15 protein-coding genes and 1 tRNA gene are annotated in these 18,785 nt (G+C 73.1%); 9 read left to right on the top strand and 7 right to left on the bottom strand.

Annotation, left to right across the window (positions count from 1 at the left end; translation table 11 throughout):
- The first annotated feature begins 206 nt into the window (after window positions 1–206).
- Window positions 207–950 carry a dienelactone hydrolase family protein gene (locus ACWC9T_RS08995; protein ID WP_449820369.1) on the top strand — a complete coding sequence of 248 codons (744 nt, stop codon included), beginning with the start codon at window positions 207–209 and terminating at the stop codon, window positions 948–950.
- Between the two features lie 174 nt (window positions 951–1,124).
- Entirely contained in the window at window positions 1,125–2,333 is a 1,209-nt protein-coding gene (locus ACWC9T_RS08990; RefSeq protein WP_449820368.1) for a 4-hydroxybenzoate 3-monooxygenase, read from the top strand.
- 295 nt (window positions 2,334–2,628) lie between these two features.
- Here the strand turns inward: ACWC9T_RS08990 and ACWC9T_RS08985 are convergent, their stop codons facing one another.
- Window positions 2,629–3,549 carry an MBL fold metallo-hydrolase gene (locus tag ACWC9T_RS08985; RefSeq protein ID WP_449820367.1) on the bottom strand — a complete coding sequence of 307 codons (921 nt, stop codon included), beginning with the start codon at window positions 3,547–3,549 and terminating at the stop codon, window positions 2,629–2,631.
- 253 nt (window positions 3,550–3,802) lie between these two features.
- Here ACWC9T_RS08985 and ACWC9T_RS08980 point away from each other — a divergent pair, with 253 nt between their 5' ends.
- Window positions 3,803–4,171, top strand: a complete 369-nt coding sequence (locus ACWC9T_RS08980; RefSeq protein ID WP_449820450.1) for a winged helix-turn-helix transcriptional regulator — start codon at window positions 3,803–3,805, stop codon at window positions 4,169–4,171.
- Between the two features lie 153 nt (window positions 4,172–4,324).
- Window positions 4,325–4,762, top strand: a complete 438-nt coding sequence (locus tag ACWC9T_RS08975; RefSeq protein WP_449820366.1) for a universal stress protein — start codon at window positions 4,325–4,327, stop codon at window positions 4,760–4,762.
- Between the two features lie 92 nt (window positions 4,763–4,854).
- Here the strand turns inward: ACWC9T_RS08975 and ACWC9T_RS08970 are convergent, their stop codons facing one another.
- From ACWC9T_RS08970 to ACWC9T_RS08950, 5 genes are all read right to left on the bottom strand, one after another.
- Entirely contained in the window at window positions 4,855–5,772 is a 918-nt protein-coding gene (locus ACWC9T_RS08970) for a carbohydrate ABC transporter permease (RefSeq protein WP_449820365.1), read from the bottom strand.
- Window positions 5,769–7,082 (bottom strand): carbohydrate ABC transporter permease, encoded by a 1,314-nt coding sequence (locus tag ACWC9T_RS08965; RefSeq protein WP_449820364.1) that lies wholly within the window; start codon window positions 7,080–7,082, stop codon window positions 5,769–5,771. Before ACWC9T_RS08965 ends, ACWC9T_RS08970 begins: the two co-directional genes overlap by 4 nt.
- A gap of 6 nt (window positions 7,083–7,088) precedes the next feature.
- The gene (locus tag ACWC9T_RS08960; RefSeq protein ID WP_449820363.1) at window positions 7,089–8,417 is read right to left on the bottom strand and encodes an ABC transporter substrate-binding protein; all 1,329 of its coding nucleotides are present in this window, start codon (window positions 8,415–8,417) and stop codon (window positions 7,089–7,091) included.
- Window positions 8,418–8,493: 76 nt separating this feature from the next.
- Entirely contained in the window at window positions 8,494–10,194 is a 1,701-nt protein-coding gene (locus ACWC9T_RS08955; protein ID WP_449820362.1) for a glycoside hydrolase family 13 protein, read from the bottom strand.
- 186 nt (window positions 10,195–10,380) lie between these two features.
- Window positions 10,381–11,688 (bottom strand): ABC transporter substrate-binding protein, encoded by a 1,308-nt coding sequence (locus tag ACWC9T_RS08950; RefSeq protein ID WP_449820361.1) that lies wholly within the window; start codon window positions 11,686–11,688, stop codon window positions 10,381–10,383.
- A gap of 144 nt (window positions 11,689–11,832) precedes the next feature.
- Between ACWC9T_RS08950 and ACWC9T_RS08945 the strand changes: the two genes are divergently transcribed.
- The 3 genes from ACWC9T_RS08945 to ACWC9T_RS08935 are packed head-to-tail and all read left to right on the top strand — an operon-like array spanning window position 11,833 to window position 15,471.
- Entirely contained in the window at window positions 11,833–12,336 is a 504-nt protein-coding gene (locus ACWC9T_RS08945; protein ID WP_449820360.1) for a PadR family transcriptional regulator, read from the top strand.
- A complete protein-coding gene (locus ACWC9T_RS08940) occupies window positions 12,333–13,097 on the top strand; it encodes an ABC transporter ATP-binding protein (protein WP_449820359.1) in 765 nt (254 codons plus the stop codon). Before ACWC9T_RS08945 ends, ACWC9T_RS08940 begins: the two co-directional genes overlap by 4 nt.
- Window positions 13,098–13,101: 4 nt before the next feature.
- The gene (locus ACWC9T_RS08935) at window positions 13,102–15,471 is read left to right on the top strand and encodes an FtsX-like permease family protein (RefSeq protein WP_449820358.1); all 2,370 of its coding nucleotides are present in this window, start codon (window positions 13,102–13,104) and stop codon (window positions 15,469–15,471) included.
- A gap of 122 nt (window positions 15,472–15,593) precedes the next feature.
- Here the strand turns inward: ACWC9T_RS08935 and ACWC9T_RS08930 are convergent.
- Window positions 15,594–15,665, bottom strand: a tRNA-Glu gene (locus tag ACWC9T_RS08930).
- A 239-nt stretch (window positions 15,666–15,904) separates the two neighbouring features.
- Between ACWC9T_RS08930 and ACWC9T_RS08925 the strand changes: the two genes are divergently transcribed.
- Complete coding sequence (locus ACWC9T_RS08925) at window positions 15,905–16,924, top strand: AraC-like ligand-binding domain-containing protein (RefSeq protein ID WP_449820357.1); 1,020 nt, start codon at window positions 15,905–15,907, stop codon at window positions 16,922–16,924.
- 402 nt (window positions 16,925–17,326) lie between these two features.
- Window positions 17,327–18,559: a GNAT family N-acetyltransferase gene (locus ACWC9T_RS08920; protein WP_449820356.1), complete on the top strand. Its 1,233-nt coding sequence runs from the start codon at window positions 17,327–17,329 to the stop codon at window positions 18,557–18,559.
- Window positions 18,560–18,785 lie beyond the last annotated feature (226 nt).

The raw sequence follows: 18,785 nt of genomic DNA, 5'->3' as shown, positions 1-18,785 counted from the left end.
ACCTCGGCCGGTGGGCTATGTTGGGTGGCGATGACTACCGGGACGGCATTGCGCCACACACGGATTGGTGACCCGGTGCTCCGCTGAGCGCCGTACGGGCCGGTGCGGGCCCGCAGTTCGACCGAGGGTCCGGCGCTGCCGCGCGGGATCCGCCTCCGTCGTGTTGACCACAGGCTCTACGCGTCAACCACGACAGGAGAACCCGTTTGTCCAGCAAGACTCTGCTGATTCCCACCACGGACGGCCAGGCCGACGCCTTCGCCGCCGTCCCCGAGCACGGCGGGCGGCACCCGGGGGTGCTGCTGTACCCGGACGCCTTCGGCATCCGGCCCGTGCTGCGGGAGCTGGCCCGCGAACTGGCCGGGCACGGGTACTACGTACTCGTCCCCAACTTCTTCTACCGACACGGCCCGGCACCGGTGGTCGAGCTTCCCGAGCACATCGGAGAAGAGGTCCGGCCCGAGCTCGTCGCCCGGCTGATGCCCTTGATCAAGACGCACACCGCCGAACGTGTCCTGAGCGATGCCGACGCCTACCTCAGGTTCCTCACCACCCAGCCCGAGGTCAGCGCCGGACCGGTCGCCGTGACCGGCTACTGCATAGGCGGCCTCCTGGCGATGCGCACCGCCGCGGCCCACCCCGGCCAGGTGGCCGCCGTCGCCAATTTCCACGGCCCCGTGGGCGGCGACGGGCCCGACAGGCGCCGCATCCTCTCCGGGCTCACCGCCCACGTCCACCTCGGCCACGCCGAAACCGACATGACGCCCGAGACCCTCGACGAGCTGAACCGGGCGCTGGACGCCGCAGGCGTCGACTACACCTCCGAGATCTACCCCGGCACCGTCCACGGCTTCACCATGTCCGACACCGACGCGTTCAACCCCTCCGCACTGCGGCTGCACTGGGAGCGTCTCCTGCTCCTCCTCGGCCGCACCCTGGGCAACGGCTGAGACACCACCCGCGTTCAGGACGCGGTGCCCCGCCCCGGTCCGCCGGGCGGGGCCCCCGGAAAGGCAACCGACACCGTCAACGAACACCATCAAGGCAAAGATCATCGCCTTGTTCACCAAGACGAGCTATTTCCCCCACCGATGCATCCATCCCCCGGCTAAGATCCACTTCTCATGACTGACCGTCAGAGCCCCACCACAGCCCACGGTTCCGCCGACGTCGTCATCCTCGGCGCCGGACCGGCCGGACTGACCCTCGGAAACCTCCTCCTCGCCGCCGGGATCGACTGCGTCGTCCTCGAACGCGCCGACCGCAACCACGTCCAGACCCGGGCCCGGGCCGGCTTCCTCGCCGCCAACACCGTCCGCGTCCTCGACCGCCACGGCCTGGCCGACGGCCTGCACCGACGCGGCCTCCCCCACGGAACCTGCGAGTTCCGCACCGAGGTCGGCAGCTTCCGCCTCGACTACAGCACCCTCGGCCGCGGCGAGCAGCACACCGTCTACCCCCAACAGGATCTGGTCACCGACCTGCTGACGCACTACCTCGCGGCAGGCGGGCGGATCCACTTCGAGACCGAGGCCCAGCGCGTGGACGACGCCGCCGGCACCCGCCCCGCGGTGACCGTCCGCGACGCCGACGGCCGCCCCGGCCGCTGGCAGTCCCGGTACGTGGCCGGCTGCGACGGCCGCCACGGCGCGGCCCGGCGCTCCCTGCCCGCCACCGCCCGCCGCCACCACCACGACCACGGCGTCAGCTGGCTCGGCCTGCTCGCCGAGGCACCGCCGAGCCTGGACGCCGTCGGCTACGCCCTGCACCGGCACGGCTTCGCCGGACACATGGCCCGCACCCCGGAGGTCACCCGCTACTACCTGCAGTGGGAGCGCGGCACCGCCGCCGACGCCTGGTCCCGGGAACGGATCTGGGACGAACTCGGCCTGCGCATGCGCACCGCCGACCACGGCCCACTGCACCAGGGCCGGATCCTCCAACGATCCGTCATCGACCTGCAGTCCGACGTCATGGAACCACTGCGCCACGGCTCGCTCCTGCTCGCCGGCGACGCCGCCAGCCTGCCCGCCCCGGCCGCCGCGAAGGGCGCCAACCTCGCCGTACTGGAAGGGGAACTCCTCGCCGAGGCCCTGATCGACGACCTCGCCCACGGCGACCCCACGGCGCTCGACCAGTACTCCCGGCGCTGCCTCGCCCACATCTGGCGCGCCCAGGAGTTCTCGCACTGGATGATCCGACTGCTGCACGCCCCGCTCGGATCGGACGAGGAATCGTTCTTCCACGAATCCCTGCGGCGCTCGCGCATCGAATCGCTGCGCACCTCGCGCACCCACCAGGACTGGTTCGCCGAGAACTACGTCGGCATCTGACCGTCCGGGCCCCACGCCTCACCCTCACAGCCACGAAGGACGCCCCCACCATGACGGCGACACCTCCGGACGACGCGACCTACCTGCGCGCCACCGCCGAACTCGTCCGCGCTCCGGTACGGAACGGGCTGCGGTGTCAAGCGTGCCCGGATGGCCACGCCCGGTGGGCCCGTGATCACTCACCGGGAGTACGGACGGGACCCTGGCGGAAGCGGCAGCGCCCGAGCTGTGAGCCGTGCACCGGCCCGCGTCGAGGCAGGAACCGGCGCGGGCCGGGGGGCGGTCAGCGGGGTGGTCACCTGCTCAGCAGACCCTGCGCCGCCCAGGCGCGGCGGGCGGTCGCGGGGCGGACCCGGCCGAACACGTTCCCGGTGAAGTGGCCGCCCGCCAGGACGGTGTGCGGGCTCTCCAGTTCCCCGAGCAGGCGTTCCCGGGTCGCGGTGGCCGCGACGGGGTCGTGGTCGAAGGCACAGCTCCAGTGGCTTTCGACCACCTGCACCTGGCTGTGCATGACGTCTCCGAGGACGAGCACGCGCCGTGGGTCCCGGCCGGAGGGGTCGGTAACCAGCAGGCTGAGGTGGCCGGGGGTGTGGCCCGGGGTGGCGAGGACGTGGACGCCCGGTGCGAGCTCCTCCCCGTCAGCGACGAAGGCGATCCGGTCCGCAAGCGGCCGCCGGACCGCCAGCGGGTCGGGGCCGGCCGGGTCGGCGCTGCCCGACCAGTGCTTCCATTCCGCCTCGGCGGCGAGGTGCCGGGCTCGGGCGAAGGTGAGGCCGGTGAGGGTCCGGTCCGCAGGGGCGTTCGGTGCGGGTGCGAGGTTGCTGGTCCAGCCGACGTGGTCGTGGTGCAGATGGGTGAACACCACGGTGTCGATGTCGGCACGGGCCAGTCCTTCCCCGCCGAGGGCGTCGAGCAGGGAGCCACCACGGAACTCGGCGACGCCCGGAATGGTGAAGTCGACGCTGCCGAGGCCGAGGTCGACGAGGATGTTCCGCCCACGGCCCGTCCGGCTCCCGGGATCCGTACGGATCAGGAACGACCCGATGCTGACGGTGAACCAGCCGTCCCGGTCGAGGTGAGCGCCGTGGGTGGCCCAGCCGTCGGGGGCGCTGGTCGGGAAGAAGACGGACGGGTCGAGCCGGCCGCGGCCGTCGGGGAGGAAGGTGACCGTGGTGGTGCCGACGGTCAGCTGGGTGCGGGGGGACGGGTGGGACACGGCGGCCTCCGGTGAGCGGCGGTGTTGGACGTCGGCGGTGTCGAATCCCGGCGGTGCCGGGCTTCGGCGGGTTGTCGCGCCGCAACTCACTGTCGGAAAGTCACATTCCTTTGAGAAGTACGCACTTGCAAGTGCGGGACCGACCGGGAAGTCCGCTCTGGACTCCCCGCTCTCCGTCGGTTAGCTTGCCGGAGTGCCGACTCCCCGTACCAGCCGTCCGCGCCCGGGCACTCCCGGACGGGCGGCCGCCCTGCTGCCGGACGGCCACACCGCCGACGTGTACAGCGCGCCCTGCCCGTCCCGGGCCGCTCTCGACCGGATCGCGGACAAGTGGACGGTGCTGATCGTCGGCGCGCTCGCGGGCGGGACGAAGCGCTTCAGCGAGCTGCGGACGGACATCGACGGCATCAGCGAGAAGATGCTCACCCAGACCCTGCGCAGCCTGGAGCGGGACGGCCTGGTCAGCCGGCAGGTGCACCCGGTGGTCCCACCCCGGGTGGAGTACCGGCTGACCGAGCTGGGGCGCACGCTGGACGCGCCGCTGGCGGCGGTGCGGGCCTGGGCGGAGCAGTACATCAACGACGTCGAGGCCGCCCGGCTGCGCTACGACACGGGCGGGTGACGCCTACCCCCGGGCCCGAAGCCATCCGACGGGCCCACCGGACCGGGGGCCGGGACCTGCCGTCGCCATCACCCGGGTGCCGGGCCGTACTGGCGGTGGTGTCGCGCGGCCCGCACCGTGGTGGGAGGGGCGACGACCGACAGGATGGTAGAGATGAACGCGAACGACTCCAGCCCCCGCGTCGTGGTCGGCGTCGACGGCTCGCCGTCGTCGCACGCCGCGCTGCGCTGGGCGGTCCGGCATGCCGCGCTGATCGGCGGGGTCGTGGACGCGGTGGGCGCGTGGGAGCCGCCGAGCCACTTCGGCTGGTCGGCGCCGGTGGTCGACACCGCCTTCGACCGGGAGCTGGCCGAGCGGCGGTTCGCCGATGAGCTCCGCACCGTGCTCGGCGAGGACCAGCCGGTCCAGGTCCGACGGTCGCTGGTCATGGGCGACCCCTCCGACGTCCTCCTGGACGCGGCACAGGGCGCCGAGGTCCTGGTGGTGGGCACCCACGGCCACGGCGGTTTCACCCGGGCGCTGCTCGGCTCGGTGAGCACGCGCTGCGCGCAGCACGCCGACTGCCCGGTGGTCATCGTCCGCGCGCAGTGACGCGACGAAGGGTCCGGCCGCCCGTGCCCGTCCCGCCCGGGGAGCCGAGAGCGGGCGGCGCCGGCCCGGCGCGCGGCGCCGCCCTGGCAGCTTCACTTCACGGACCCCGCCATCGCGCCCTGGACGAAGAACCTCTGGAAACAGAGGAACACCACCACGGGGACCAGCAGTGACAGGAACGCGCCCGGGGCGAGGATGTCCATGTTGCTGCCGAACTGCCGCATCTGGGACTGCAGGTAGACGGTCAGCGGCTGCGAGTCGTTACCGGCGAAGATCAGCGCGACCAACATGTCGTTCCAGACCCAGAGGAACTGGAAGATGCACAGCGAGGCGACGGCCGGCGCGGCCAGCGGCAGGGCGAGGGTGCGGAAGATCCGCCACTCCCCGCAGCCGTCCATTCGTGCCGCCTCCAGGAGTTCCGCCGGGATCTCCAGGAACTGGTTGCGCATCAGGAAGACGGCGAACGGCAGCCCGTAGCCGACGTGGAACAGCACCACGCCGGGGATGGTGCCGAACAGCCCGACGGCGCCTTCGAGTCTGGCGACCGGAATGAGGCCGACCTGCACCGGCACGACCAGCAGCCCGACCACGCCGAGGAAGACGGCGTCGCGGCCCGGGAAGCGCATCCACGCGAACGCGTACCCCGCGCCTGCGGCGAGGGCGACGGTCAGCAGGGTCGCCGGGACGCTGATGAGCACGGTGTTCCACAGCGCCTTGGGAACGTCCCCGCCGCCGAGCAGCGCGGTGTAGTTCTGCAGGGTGAGCTGGGCCGGGTCGGTCAGCGCCGTCCACCAGCCGCCGGTCGCGGCGGCCTGCTTGGGCCGCAGGGAGGAGACCAGCAGGCCGACGGTGGGCATCAGCCAGGCCACGGCGGCGACGATCAGCACGGCCTGGACGACGCCGCTGCGGGTGAGGGCGGCGAGCCGGGTCGTGAGCGGCACGGCGGGCGGGCCGGCCGGCCCGGGGGCGGTGGTGGTCGGCGCGGCCGGAGCCGCGTGGGTGGTGGTCATGCGCGGCTCCCTCGGAAGCGTCGGACGTTGAGGAGCATCACCGGGACGACCAGGAGGAGCAGCAGGACGCTGAGCGCGCTGCCGAGGCCCTGGTCGTTGCCACCCCCGAAGGAGACCAGGTAGAGCCGGAGCGCGAGGACGCCGGCGTCCTGCTGTACCGGTCCGGGCGCGATGATGTACACGAGGTCGAAGATCTTCATCACGTTGATGACCATCGTGATGAACACGACGCCGAGGACCGGGGCGAGTTGGGGCACGGTGATGCGGCGGAAGATCTGCCATTCGGTCGCACCGTCGATCCGGGCGGCTTCGATGGTCTCGCGGGGCAGGTTGGCGAGGCCGCCGGCGATGATGACCATGGCGAAGCCGGCCCAGATCCAGATGTAGGCACCGATGACGGCGGGGGTGACGAAGGTCGGCCCGAGCCAGTCGACGCCGCGGTAGGGGGCGGCGAAGTCGGCGGCCGGCAGGACCACCGAGGTGGTGGCGGACGGGGCCGTCGAGAACCGGAAGGTTCCGTCGTCGGCCGTGGTCGTGGTGGCGACCGTCCGGTCGCCGTCCCGGAGTTGGACCTTGATCCCGGGCAGGCCGTTCTTCCCGGTGTCCAACTGGCCGGGGTGGCCACCGCCGCCCGGGACGAAGTCCAGGAACACCGTGCCGCTGACCCCGTCGCCGTCGGCCGGTTGCTGGGCCGGACGGGCGGTGGCCGGGAGCGAGCCGGGCTGCACGCCGACCAGTGGCAGCAGCACGACGCGGGTGGTGGCAGCCGCCTTGACGTCGCCGCCCTCGGCTTGGTCGAGGCCCGTTCCGGGGCGCGGCCGGGCGCCCGGGTAGGAGGGCTCGTCGGTGAAGGTGTCATGGACCGCCACCGCGGCGGCGTTGAGCACGCCGCGGTGCGGGTCCGCGTCGTAGACCGTGCGGAAGATGATTCCGGCAGCGAGGAAGGAGATCGCCATCGGCATGAAGACGAGCAGCTTGAACGCGGTGGCCCAGCGGACCTTCTCGGTGAGCACCGCGAACACCAGGCCGATCGCGGTCACCAGTGCCGGGGCGACGGCGACCCAGATCGCGTTGTTGCGCACGGCGGTGAGCGTTGCGTGGTCGGTGAAGGCGGCGCCGTAGTTGTCGAGCCCGACGAAGTGGTGCCCGGAGGCGTCGAAGAGGCTGCGGGCGACCGAGTAGCCGATGGGGTAGACGACGAGGGCGCCGAGCAGCAGCAGGGCGGGCAGGACGAGGAGCAGGGCGAGGCCCCGGTGGCGCCGGAGCGCGCCACCGGATGCCCGGTCCCTGCGAGGTGAGCGCAGAGACATGGTGGATCAGCCCTTGTACGCCTTGGCCGCGTCAGCTTCAAGCTTGGCCGCGGCGCCCTGGACGTCGGAGGGGTTGGCGAGGAAGTCCTGGAGGTCCTTCCACTCGCCCTGGCCCGCGGTGCCACCGAACGCGGCGGGGGCCTGGTCCGACATGTCGAAGCGGAACGCGTCCCCGGCGTCGATCACCGACTTGGCGAACTGCCGGGTGGTGTCGTCGGGGTAGACGGACGGGTCGACGGCCTTGTTGGGCGAGATGAAGCCGCCGGCCTTGGCCCAGACGGCCGCGGCCTCGGGGCCGGCCAGGAACTCGACGAACTTCTGCGCGGCCTCGGGGTGCTTGGCGCCCTTGAGGACGACCGCCGCGTCGCCCGCGCCCATCACGGGGGCCTTGCCGCCGTCCACGGCGGGGAAGGGGAACACCTTGGCGTCGGTGCCGACCTGCTTCTTCAGCTCGGAGGCGATGACACCGCCGACGAAGTCTCCCTCGTAGGTCATGGCGGCCTTGGGCTGGGCGCCGAAGACCTGCTGGACGGAGGTGGGGAAGTCGGTCTGCAGCGCGCCCTGTCCGCCGCCCGCGACGAGCTGCTGGTCACCGAAGACCTTGCCGAGGGTGGCAAGGGCCTTGATCACGGACGGGTCGGTCCACGGGATCTCGTGTCGGGTGAGCTTGTCGTAGAGCTCGGGCCCGGCCTGGGAGAGGTAGACGTTCTCGAACCAGTCGGTGAGGGTCCAACCGGCCTGGCCGCCGATCGTGAATGCCGGGGTGCCCGAGTCGGAGAGCGTCCGGCCGGCCTTGAACAGGTCGTCGAAGGTGGCCGGGGGCTGGACGCCGGCGTTCTGGAAGGCCGTGGGGTTGTACCAGACGGTCGACTTGTCGGCGGCCTTGAAGTAGAGGCCGTACTGGGTGCCGTTGACGGTGCCGAGGCTGGACCAGACGCCGGCGTAGTTCTTCTTCGCGGCGTCGGTGACGGCGGGTGAGAGCGGTGCCAGCCAGCCCTTGTCGGCGAACTGCTTGATCACGCCGGGCTGGGCGACCATGACCACGTCCATCGGGTCGCCGCCCTCGATCTTGCTACCGACCACGGTGGAGAGGTTGTCACCGGTGGAGGTGTAGCTGACGGTGGCGCCGGTCTTGGCGGTGAAGGCGTCCAGCACCTTCTTGAAGTTCTCCTGCTCGGTGCCGCTCCAGACGGCGGCGACGGTCAGGCTCTGGCCCTTGAGCTCCTGGGTGGCGGAGCCGGCGGCGGTGCCACCGCCGCCGCTGCCGCAGGCGGTCGCGGTGGCGGCGAGGACGACGGAGGCGGCCAGGGTGGGGAGGGTGTTGCGGAGTCTCATCGTCGAGGCTTCCTTCGTGGGGTGGGTGGGATTCACCGAGGCGGGTTTCACGGAGGCGGGATTCACATGCGTTCCGTCAGATCCGACTGGCGGAGGTGGAGTTGATCCACCAGGCGGCGGTGGCCGGCGGCAGGACGCCGTCACCGCACGGGCCGCTGGCCAGCAGCGGCGGGCTGGGGACCGGGGCCGGCGCGGGGGTGTCGCCGAAGTTGACGGCGCACACCAGGCCCTCGCCGCGGACGAACGCGAGCACCCCGGGCGGGGCCTCCAGCCACCGCAGCGTGCCCTCGCCGAGCTGGGGAAGTTCCCGGCGCAACTGCAGGGCGGTGCGGTACAGGTGGAACACGGATCCGGCGTCGGCCCACTGCCGCTCGGCGGTGTGGGCGGCGAACGCGGCCGGCTGCGGGAGCCAGGGCGCGGCCGGGGTGTCCGGCGGGCTGAAGCCGAACGGCGCCTCGGCGCCCGACCAGGGCAGCGGTATCCGGCAGCCGTCGCGGATTCCGGCCCGGCTGCCGGTCCGGCGGAAGATCGGGTCGGTGATCAACTCGTCTGGCAGGTCCAGGACTTCGGGCAGCCCGAGCTCCTCGCCCTGGTAGATGTAGGCGGCTCCGGGCAGGGCCAGCATCAGCAGGGCTGCCGCCGCGGCCCGGGCGGGGCCGCAGGCTCGGTCCTCCCCTGCGAAGCGGCTCACCGTGCGGATCTGGTCGTGGTTGTTGAGCACCCAGGTGACCGTCGATCCGGTGGCGGTGATGTCCCGCACCGCGTCGTCGATGACCCGGTGGAAGTGCGCGAGGTCCCACGGTGCGTGCAGCAGGTGGAAGAAGAAGGCCTGGTGCAGTTCGTCGGGGCGCACGTACAGCGCCTGCTCCGCCGGGGTGGGTACGGAGGCCTCGCCGACCAGCAGCCGTTCGCGGCCGTCGCGGGCGGTGTACTCCTCGCAGATCGCGCGCCACCGGCGCCAGACCCCGTGCACCTCCGGCTGGTTCCAGGCCAGCGGGTTGACCGAGTCGCGGGTGCGCTCGTCCGCGTCCGGATCGGGCGAGTCCGGCAGCTCGGGGTGCTTGTACAGGCCGGCCGCCACGTCGATCCGGAACCCGTCCACGCCGCGGTCCAGCCAGAACCGCAGGACCTCCTCGAAGTGGGCGGCGACGTCGGGATCGCGCCAGTTGAAGTCGGGCTGCTCCGGGGTGAACAGGTGGAGGTACCACTGGCCGGGCCGGCCGTCGGCCTCGACGACCCTGGTCCAGGCCGGGCCGCCGAACATGGCCCGCCAGTTGTTGGGCGGCAGCTCGCCGTCCGCGCCGCGGCCGTCGGCGAAGTGGAACCGTGCCCGTTCGGGGCTGTCCGGGCCGTTGGCCAGCGCCTTCTGGAACCACGGGTGCTCACTGGAGCAGTGGTTGGGCACGATGTCGAGGACGAGCTTGAGGCCGAGCAGTCGGCAGTCCGTCACCAGACCGTCGAACTCGGCGAGGCCTCCGTAGACCGGGTCGACGGCGCAGTGGTCGGCGATGTCGTAGCCGTGGTCGTGCTGGGGCGAGACGTAGAACGGGTTGAGCCAGACGCCGTCGGCGCCCAGCTGACGCACGTGGTGCAGCTGTTCGCGGACGCCGGCGAGGTCGCCGACGCCGTCGCCGTCGGTGTCGCGGAAGCTGCGCACGTAGATCTGGTAGATCACCGCGTCGCGCCACCAGGCACGGGCGGCGGGGGCGGCGGGGGCGTGGGACCGAGCGCGCGGAAGGGTGACCGCGTCGCCGTCGGGGAGGGTGGGGGTGGGCATCTCGCTACTCCAACGGTTATGCATTCGCGTTAGGTATAGCAGGCCGAGATGGCCGTTGTTAAGCCCTTGTTTGGCAAGGTTTCTCAGGGGTTGCTAACAGGGACGCCAGTTCCGCCTTAGATACGTGTTAGGTAACTTCCCGGTAGCCACGTCACAAGCAGCGGGACCACCCGCGCCGACGCCGGCTCAGCCGACGATGGCGCGCAGGTCGGTGGCCAGCCTGGGCAGCGCCGCGTCGGTGGTCCGACGGCCCGACACCACCTCGAACGCCGTCTCGCTGAACGCGAGGCTCAACTGCTGGTACTGCGGCACGCCCGGGCGCGCCCCGGCCGCCAGGATCGCCGTGCGCAGCACGGGCAGGTAGGGAAACCGGGCGGTCAGCTCCGGATCCGTGTAGAGATCCGCCCACACCGGCGGCAGTCCCCCGTCGGTCAGCACCCGGGACTGTGCCCGGCGGCTCGTCAGGTAGCCGATCAGCGCCCGCGCGGTGCGCTGGTGCCGGGAGAACCGGCTGACCGCCAGCCCCGATCCGCCGAGCACGCCGCTGCCCGGCCCGTGCGGGCCGGGCAGCGGCACCACACCGAACCGCCCCGCCACCGGTGAACCGGCCGCACCGACCGCGTGGTAGACGTACGGCCAGTTCCGCAGGAAGAGCAGGCCGCCCCGGCCGAACGCCTCGCGGGACTCCTCCTCGCGGTAACCGAGCACCTCGGCGGGGATCCAGCCGTCGCGCACCCCGTCGGCCAGGAACTCCAGCCCGGCACGGGCCTGCGGGCTGTCGACCACCACCGAGCCGTCGCCGGCCAGCAGATCCCCGCCGGCTGAGCGGATGGCCTCCAGCGCGTTGACGGCGAGACCCTCGTACGGGCTCAGCTGGCCCGCGTACCCGGACAGCCCGTGCGCGGGGGCCAGCGTCCTCGCCTGCCGCGCCAGTTCGGCCCACGTCGTGGGCGGTTGCTCACCGGCGGCGGCCAACACGTCGCTGCGGTAGTACAGCAGGGCGGCGTTGGCGACGAACGGCACCGCGTACAGCCTCCCGCCGTAGCGGCCGGTGCGCACGACCGGCGGCAGGAAGCCGTCCAACGCGAAGTCCGACTCGTCCAGCGGCACGGTCCAGCGCCGGGCCGCGAACTCGGCCGTCCACACCACGTCGAGGTTGAGCACGTCGAACCGGCTGCCGCCGGCCGACAGCTCCCCGGCAAGCTGGGCGTGCACCTCGTCCGCCGCCTCCGGCAGCTCGACCAGCTCGGCCGGCTGGTCCGGGTGCTCGGCGTTCCAGTCGGCCAGCAACCCTCGCAGGTAGCGAGTGGTGTCCCGGCCGGTGGCCAGGGTGACCGGCCCGACGCCCCCAGGGTCACCCGCCGCGCGGGTGCGACCCGCCAGGCCGTACCACGCGGACGCGCCGCCGACAGCGAGCGCCGCCGCCCCGCCCACCAGCGCGCGCGTCACGCGCCGGCGGCCCGGGTCGGGCCCGGTGGGCGGCCGGTCTTCCATGGAGCTCCTTCGCTTCGCCGACGCGGGTGGGCGCCGACGCACGTCCCTTTATACGGCCTCCCTGCTCAGCGGTGCCCACCTGCCCGTACTGTGTGACCGAGGTGTAACCAGCGACTTCGATCGGACAGGAAGAGGTGACGCCCGGTGCGCCATCAGCTGCTGGCGCTGCTGGCCCGGCAGCCCGCCTACGGGTACGAGCTCAAGCAGGGGCTTGAGCAGACCTTCGGCGCGGCGTACCCTCAGCCGAACATCGGCCAGATCTACGTGACCCTGAGCCGACTGGAGAAGTCCGGCCTGATCCGCGGCACCGAGGTGGCGCAGGAGGGCAGACCGGACAAGAAGGTCTACGAGATCACGGAGAAGGGCACCGAGGAACTCGCCGGCTGGTTCGAGGCACCCACCGAGGGGCCCAGGGTCAGGGACGAGTTCTTCATGAAGCTCATCCTGGCCGAAGGCACCGACCTCGCCGACCAGCTGACGCTGATCAACAACCAGCGCCGGCACTGCATCAACATGATGCGCGGACTCAACAAGCTGGCCGCCACCGAGCGCGGAAACCGGACCTCGCTGCTGCTGATCGAGGGCGCGGTCCTGCACCTGCAGGCCGACCTCGACTGGCTGGAGCGTTGCCAGGAGGAGCTGACATGACCGGCGCGGAGCCGATACCGCCGCTGCTGGCCGCCGACGCCCTGGTGCGCTCGCACCTGAGCGGCTCGACCCTGATACCCGCGGTCCGCGGTATCAGCCTGCGGATCGACCGGGGCGAGTTCGTCGCCGTCACCGGCCCCTCGGGTGCCGGCAAGTCCACCCTGCTCCACCTCCTCGGCGGTCTGCTACGGCCCGACGCGGGCGAGCTGAGGCTCGACGGCCGCCGGGTCGACCGGCTCGGGGAGGCCGCCTGGGCCCGGCTGCGCCGCCGTCACTACGGCATCGTCTTCCAGAGCGGCAATCTGCTCTCGGACTTCTCCGTGGCCGACAACATCGAACTGACCGCGGTGCTCGCGGGCGTGTCCGGCCGCACCGCCCGCGAACGCCGCCAGGAACTCCTGGCGGACCTCGGCCTCTCCGACAAGGCCACCGCCGGTCCCGGGGAGCTCTCCGGCGGCGAGCGCCAGCGGGTCGCCCTGGCCCGCGCGCTGGTGAACCGGCCGCAACTGCTCCTCGCCGACGAACCGACCGGGAACCTCGACAGCCGCAGCACCCGTGACGTCCTCGCCCTGCTCAGCCGCTACCACGAGCAGGGCACCACCATCGTGCTGGTCACCCACGACGCCCGGGCGGCGAGCACCGCCGACCGGGTCGTCAGCCTCTTCGACGGCCGGATCGCCGACGACGCCCGGGTGGAGGAGCCTCCCGCCGCGTGGCGCAGCGCGAACGGGGTCCGCGACGTCATCGACTTCGGCGGGTGACGGGGTGCGCGCCCTCCTCCGCTGGATCCGGGCCGATCTGCGCTCGCACCGCGTCCACGCCCTGCTGATCGTCCTCGCCACCGGCGGCACAGCGGCTGCCCTCCTGCTCGCCGGCGCCCTGCTCGGCGCCGCCGCCGACCCGTGGCAGCGTCAGTTCCGGGACGCTGGATCGCCCGACATCAGGATCGACCTGCGCGCTCCCACGGCCGCCGCGAGCGGGACCGACGAGCCCTCCACCGCCGTGCTCGCCCGCGAACCCGGCGTACTCGCGGTCTCACCGCCCCAGCACACGGCCGAGACCACGCTGGTCGGCCGCCACGCCGACGGGGCCGCCGGGCCCACGGGCGCGGCGGACCGCACCGCGCTCGTCCTGCGTGGCGACACCCCGGGCGCGGCCCGGCCGCTGCTGCGCTCCGGCGCCTGGCTCGATCCCGCCGACGTCCACGGCATCGTGCTCGAACAGTCCGCCGCCGACGCCGCCTGGGCCCGCCCCGGGGACCGCCTGACCGCCCTCGACAGCCACGGCGCCCCCGTCGAACTGCGGGTCCTCGGCATCGCGGACAGCCCCGACCAGCTGCCCAGCCAGGCCGCGGGCTACGACCTCGGCTGGACCCTCCCCGCCACCCTCGACCTGGTACAGCCGGACCGGGCCGCGCAGGGCCTCACCCTCGGGCTTCGCCTGACCCGCCCCTCCGACGCGGGGTACACGGCCCAGCGGGTGGTCAGCGTCCTGGGCGCCGACCGGGTGTCCCGGATCACCACCTGGCTGGACGCGCGGGCCGCGCGGCAGCAGGACAACCGGCTGGCCGGCCTGCTGCTCGGACTCAGCGGACTGGCCGCGCTGCTGTCCGCCGCCCTCGCGGTGGCCGGCGCGGCCGGCGGGCGGATCCGGGCCAGGACCGGCGACATCGCGCTGCTCAAGGCGCTCGGCTTCACCGCGGGCCAGGTCGCCTGGATGTTCATCGTCGAACAGCTCCTGCTGGCCGGCGCCGGTGTCCTGCTCGGTGTCGGCGGCGCGGCGATCGCCGTGCACGCCGTCCCGGCGCTCGGCGGCGGGACCGACGCGCTGCACCGGCTCGCCCCCGGAGGTACCGCGGCCACCGGCGCCGTCACGGCCGCGGCGCTCGTGGCCGTCGGGGCCGCCGCCGCCCTGCCCGCCCTGCGCGCCGCCCGGGTCGCCCCGGTCCCCCCGACGGACGGCACCCGGCCGACGGCCATGACGGCCCGGCCGGTCCGTCTCGGCCTGCTCCGACGGCTGCCGCCGAGCCTCGTGTTCGGACTCGGCAGCATCCTGCGCCGCCGCTCGGGCCTGGTCGTGAGCGCCGTCCGGCTGACCGTCCCGGTCGTCGCCGCCACCCTGGCCCTGAGCACCTGGGCGACGCTCGACGCCGTCACCCGGCCCGACGGCGGGGTCACGGCCCCGTCCGTCACGGCCCGCCGGACCACCCCCGAACAGACCCCCGACGACGGGCAGCTCGCCGACGCCCTGGCCGCCGACCCCGCCGTGCGGGGCGTCTACCCGGGCACCGAAATGCAGGCCCTCGCGCCCGGCCAGTCCGCGACGCTCACCTTGCGGGCCGTCGGCACCACCGACGCGCCGTACCCGTACACCGTCGTCGAGGGCCGGGAGATCCGCGCGACCGACGAGGCGGTCGCCGGACAGGGCGCCCTCGACCTGCTCGGCGCCCGGGTCGGCCAGTGGATCCGGCTCACCACCGGTGGTACCCCGCGCATCCTGCACATCGTCGGGCGCGACCTCGAACCGGAGCACGGCGGCCGCGTCCTGTCCACCGGCCTCGACACCCTCGACCGGCCCGGCGACCCCACCCACCCCGGCTTCTGGCAACTGACCCTACGCCCCGGCCACGACCCCGCCGAGGTCCAGCGCGACCTTCCCGCCCGCGTCGGCCTAGCCGGGCAGGTGGAGCTCCGACTCCCCGCCGGCCCGGTCACCAGGCCGGACGCCCTGCGGGCCAGCGTGGTCGGACTCCTGGTCGTGCTCGCCCTCATCTGCCTGGTCGAGCTGCTCACCACGGCCGCGGCCGGCTTCCACGAGCGCCGCCGAGACCTTGGACTGCTTCGGGCGATCGGCCTGACCCCGGGCCAGTCCGCCGTCGTGATGGCCGTGCGAGGGACGGCCATCGCCCTGCCCACGGTCGCCGTCGGCTCGGCCGCCGGCATTCCGCTCGTCCGGTGGCTCATCGACCGGCAGGGCGAACAGGGCGGCATCGGTGCGGGCATCGCCCGCGCCCCCTCCGTCTGGACGCTCCTCGCGGTGGCCGCCGTGGGCTCCGTGGCAGCGGCCGCGCTCTCCGCGCTGCCGGTGCTGCGTGTGCCCCCTCCCACCCGGACCCCGGACGGGGCCGGCCGGTAGCCGTGGGTGGCTCCGCGCTCGGTGCTCGACATCTCCTCGGTCCACACCTACGACATGCTGCCTGAGGAAGCGCCGGAAAACCGCAGGGGCGGAAGTCGAAAACGACTTCCGCCCCTGCGAGTTGGAGCGCCGGGCCCGAATCGAACGAACCCCTCCCACTGAAAGTGGGCGTGCTACCGCTGCACCACCGACGCCTGGTCCTGCAGGCCTTCGATCACTTCCGCGATCTTGTCCTGCTGACGAGGAAGAAGTTACCAGCAGATGATCGGAAGAGGAAAATCGGCCGCCGAGGAGGCGCCCGGCCGTCACCCCCGCCCCAGCCGTACCGTCACCGCCCCCTTACGATCTGGCGGATCGTCACCGGGTTTGATGGTGTCCGGGGGAGGCCTCGGCGACCGGCCGGAGGAGGAGCGTGATGGAGGGAGCGGAGGAAGTGACCGCGAGGACGGGGAGTGTGTTCACGGGCGAGGACGTGCCCGCGAAGGAGCGGTTCGACTGCTGGCGGGAGCTGGTCGGGCGGACCCGGGACAGCGAGATGACCAGTGCTCACGCCGACCACTTCGAGGCGGAGATGCGGCGCCTGGAGCTGGGTTCGGTGACCCTCCTCAGGTCGTCCTTCCCGCCCGCGCGTTTCCAGCGGACCGCCAGAATGGTGCGGCGGTCCGACCCGGGGGCGTACCACCTGACGCTGGTGCTCGACGGGAGCCTGTCGCTGGCGCGCGACGACCGGGACCGGACGGCCGTGTTCGGTCCGGGCGAGCTGTACATGCTCGACAGCACCCAGCCGTACGACGTGCGGGCCTTCACCGGCCGTACCGCCGACCGCGTCGAAAGCCGGGTCGAAGCCCTGGGCATCGACTTCCCCGTGTCCCTGCTGCCGCTGCCGCCGTACCGCCTGCGCGACCTGATGGGCCGGGGGTTCCCGGGGCGGGAGGGCACGTGCGCGCTGCTCGCGGACTTCCTCTTCGGCCTGGACCGGCAGGCCGCCGCCCTGGGGCCGGCCGAGGCCCCCCGGCTGGGGACGGTGGTGGTCGACCTGGTGGCCGCCTGGTTGGCCCGGGAACTGGACGCGGAGGCCGCGGTGCCGGACGACGCCCGACAACGGGCGCTGGTGGAGAGCGTCCGGACGTTCATCCGCCGGAACCTGCACGACCCCGAGCTGTCCCCGTCCGTGATCGCCGCCGCGCACCACATCTCCGTCAGCTATCTGCACCGCGTGTTCACCCGGCAGTCACAGGGCGAGACGGTCGCCGCCTGGATCCGCGACCAGCGGCTGGAGCAGGCCCGCCGCGACCTGGCGGATCCCGCGCTGCGCGCCGTGCCGGTCCACGCCCTCGCCGCCCGCTGGGGCATCCCCCGCGCCTCCGACTTCACCCGCGCCTTCCGGGCCGCGTACGGTATCCCGCCCAGCGAGCACCGGCGCCAGGCGCTGTCGGCGTGCGCGAGCGGGTAGCGCAGCGCCGACGCACCGGCCCGGAGCACGGAACGAGTAGACGCAGCGACAAGGAACTGTCGACGCAGCGACAACACGGCCGGGCCGCGGCCTGACATCCTTCCGGAGGAACACAACGGCGCCCACGCCGCCGTCCGCCTCCGCGCCGGGCCGGTCCGGCGCGGAGGACCACAGCGGGCCGGCGGCCCGGCACGCCACGGGGGTGCGTGCCGGGCCGCCGCGCTTCCCCCACCGGGCCCTACCGTCCGGGCTCATGGCCGAGCGGCCGCTTCGTGCGAACTCTCCGCCGCGGCACGTGTGATGACCGGCCGTAATTCGTTTGACCCGGACACGGGTCGACGCTGGACTGTGACGGGGCACCACGCGTCGTGGTGCCGGTACCCCGGGGAGGCAGCGCCAGCAATGGAGATCCGTTCCACGAGCGACAAGGACCTCGACGTCTTCGTCGACACCCTCCATGCCGCGTTCGCGCGCTTCCCGGAAAACCCGTCCGAGGGCGGCGGCGGGGTCTGGTGGGCGGCGACCGAGATGGACCGCAACCTGCTCGCCATAGCGGCGGACGGGCGGCCGGTCGGCACCGCCGGCGCGTACTCCTTCGAGCTCACCCTGCCCGGCGGGACCCTCGTCCCGGCCCCCGGGGTGACCGCGGTCGGCGTCCTGCCCTCGCACCGACGCCAGGGCGTGCTCACCGCGATGATGCGGCACCAGCTCACCGAGCTGCGGGCCCGCGGGGAGTTCCTCTCCGTCCTGCTGGCCTCCGAAGCCCTGATCTACGGCAGGTTCGGCTACGGCCCGGCGACCTACACCCAGCGGCTGACGGTGCCCCGCCACCGGGCCGCCCTCACCCCCTCCCGGGCACGCGCGGCAGCCGACGCCCCGGTGACCGGCACGGACACCGGCTCGGTCGAGGTGCTGCGGCGTGCCGAGTGCGGCGAGGTCCTCGAAGAGGTCTACGACCGGTACCGCCGCGCCCAGCCCGGCGCGCTGTCCCGGCCGCGCCGCTGGTGGGCCCTGGGCGCGGGGCAGCCCCCGATCGCCCCGGCGCCGCGCTACGTCGCCGTCCACCGGGACGCCGACGGTGTCCCGGACGGCTATGCCAGCTACTGGCGCGACGACGACACCCTGACGGTCGACGAGATCATCGCCACCGACGACGCCGTCCACACCGCCCTGGCCCGGTTCGCGCTCGAACACGACCTGATCACCCAGATCGTCTTCAAGCACTTCCCGCCCGAGCACCCCCTGCGCTGGCAGCTCGTCGACTTCAACGCCGGCCAGCTGAGCAACCACACCGACTGGCTCTGGGTGCGGCTGCTGGATGTCCCGCGTGCGCTGACCTCGCGCGGCTGGTTCAGCGACGGAGAGCTCGTCCTCGACGTCGACGACCCCTTCCTCGGCGAGCACGGCCGCTACCTGCTGACCGTCCGGGACGGCAAGGCCGAGTGCGTCCCGACGGACCGGGGGCCCGACCTGTCCCTGGACGTGCGGGACCTGGGCTCGGTCTACCTCGGCGGCACCGCCCCGAGCACGCTCGTCCGGGCCGGGCACATCAGGGCCCACCGCCCAGGCGCGGCCGCCCTCGCCGACGCCCTCTTCCGCGCCGAGCGCCCGCCGCACTGCCTGCACTGGTTCTGACGGGCGGACGTCACACGGTGCTGCCCGAACGGAAGGTCAGGCTCGCTACGAGATCGCTGGGTTCGGACCAGCCCGTGGCCCGCCGGAGGGATATGCGCACCGACGGAGGGCGCACCGACGCGCCGGTCGCGGCGGGACCACCACCCCGGGGTCGAGACGCGGTACGAGGACGAGGGCAGACCATGGCCGAACGCTTGACCACCCAGCAGGTCGCCGAGCAGCTCGG

The sequence above is a fragment of the Kitasatospora sp. NPDC001159 genome (assembly GCF_053598235.1).
The sequence above is the reverse complement of the archived record's forward strand: the minus strand, read 5'-3'. Positions and strand labels throughout refer to the sequence as shown.

What these genes read in the sequence shown, in the direction of transcription:
- ACWC9T_RS08920 (WP_449820356.1), top strand. Translation starts at nt 17,327, where the DNA reads ATGGAGATCCGTTCCACGAGCGACAAGGACCTCGACGTCTTCGTCGAC.
- ACWC9T_RS08960 (WP_449820363.1), bottom strand. Translation starts at nt 8,417, where the DNA reads ATGAGACTCCGCAACACCCTCCCCACCCTGGCCGCCTCCGTCGTCCTC.
- ACWC9T_RS08965 (WP_449820364.1), bottom strand. Translation starts at nt 7,082, where the DNA reads ATGTCTCTGCGCTCACCTCGCAGGGACCGGGCATCCGGTGGCGCGCTC.
- ACWC9T_RS08990 (WP_449820368.1), top strand. Translation starts at nt 1,125, where the DNA reads ATGACTGACCGTCAGAGCCCCACCACAGCCCACGGTTCCGCCGACGTC.
- ACWC9T_RS08955 (WP_449820362.1), bottom strand. Translation starts at nt 10,194, where the DNA reads ATGCCCACCCCCACCCTCCCCGACGGCGACGCGGTCACCCTTCCGCGC.
- ACWC9T_RS08940 (WP_449820359.1), top strand. Translation starts at nt 12,333, where the DNA reads ATGACCGGCGCGGAGCCGATACCGCCGCTGCTGGCCGCCGACGCCCTG.
- ACWC9T_RS08970 (WP_449820365.1), bottom strand. Translation starts at nt 5,772, where the DNA reads ATGACCACCACCCACGCGGCTCCGGCCGCGCCGACCACCACCGCCCCC.
- ACWC9T_RS08975 (WP_449820366.1), top strand. Translation starts at nt 4,325, where the DNA reads ATGAACGCGAACGACTCCAGCCCCCGCGTCGTGGTCGGCGTCGACGGC.
- ACWC9T_RS08950 (WP_449820361.1), bottom strand. Translation starts at nt 11,688, where the DNA reads ATGGAAGACCGGCCGCCCACCGGGCCCGACCCGGGCCGCCGGCGCGTG.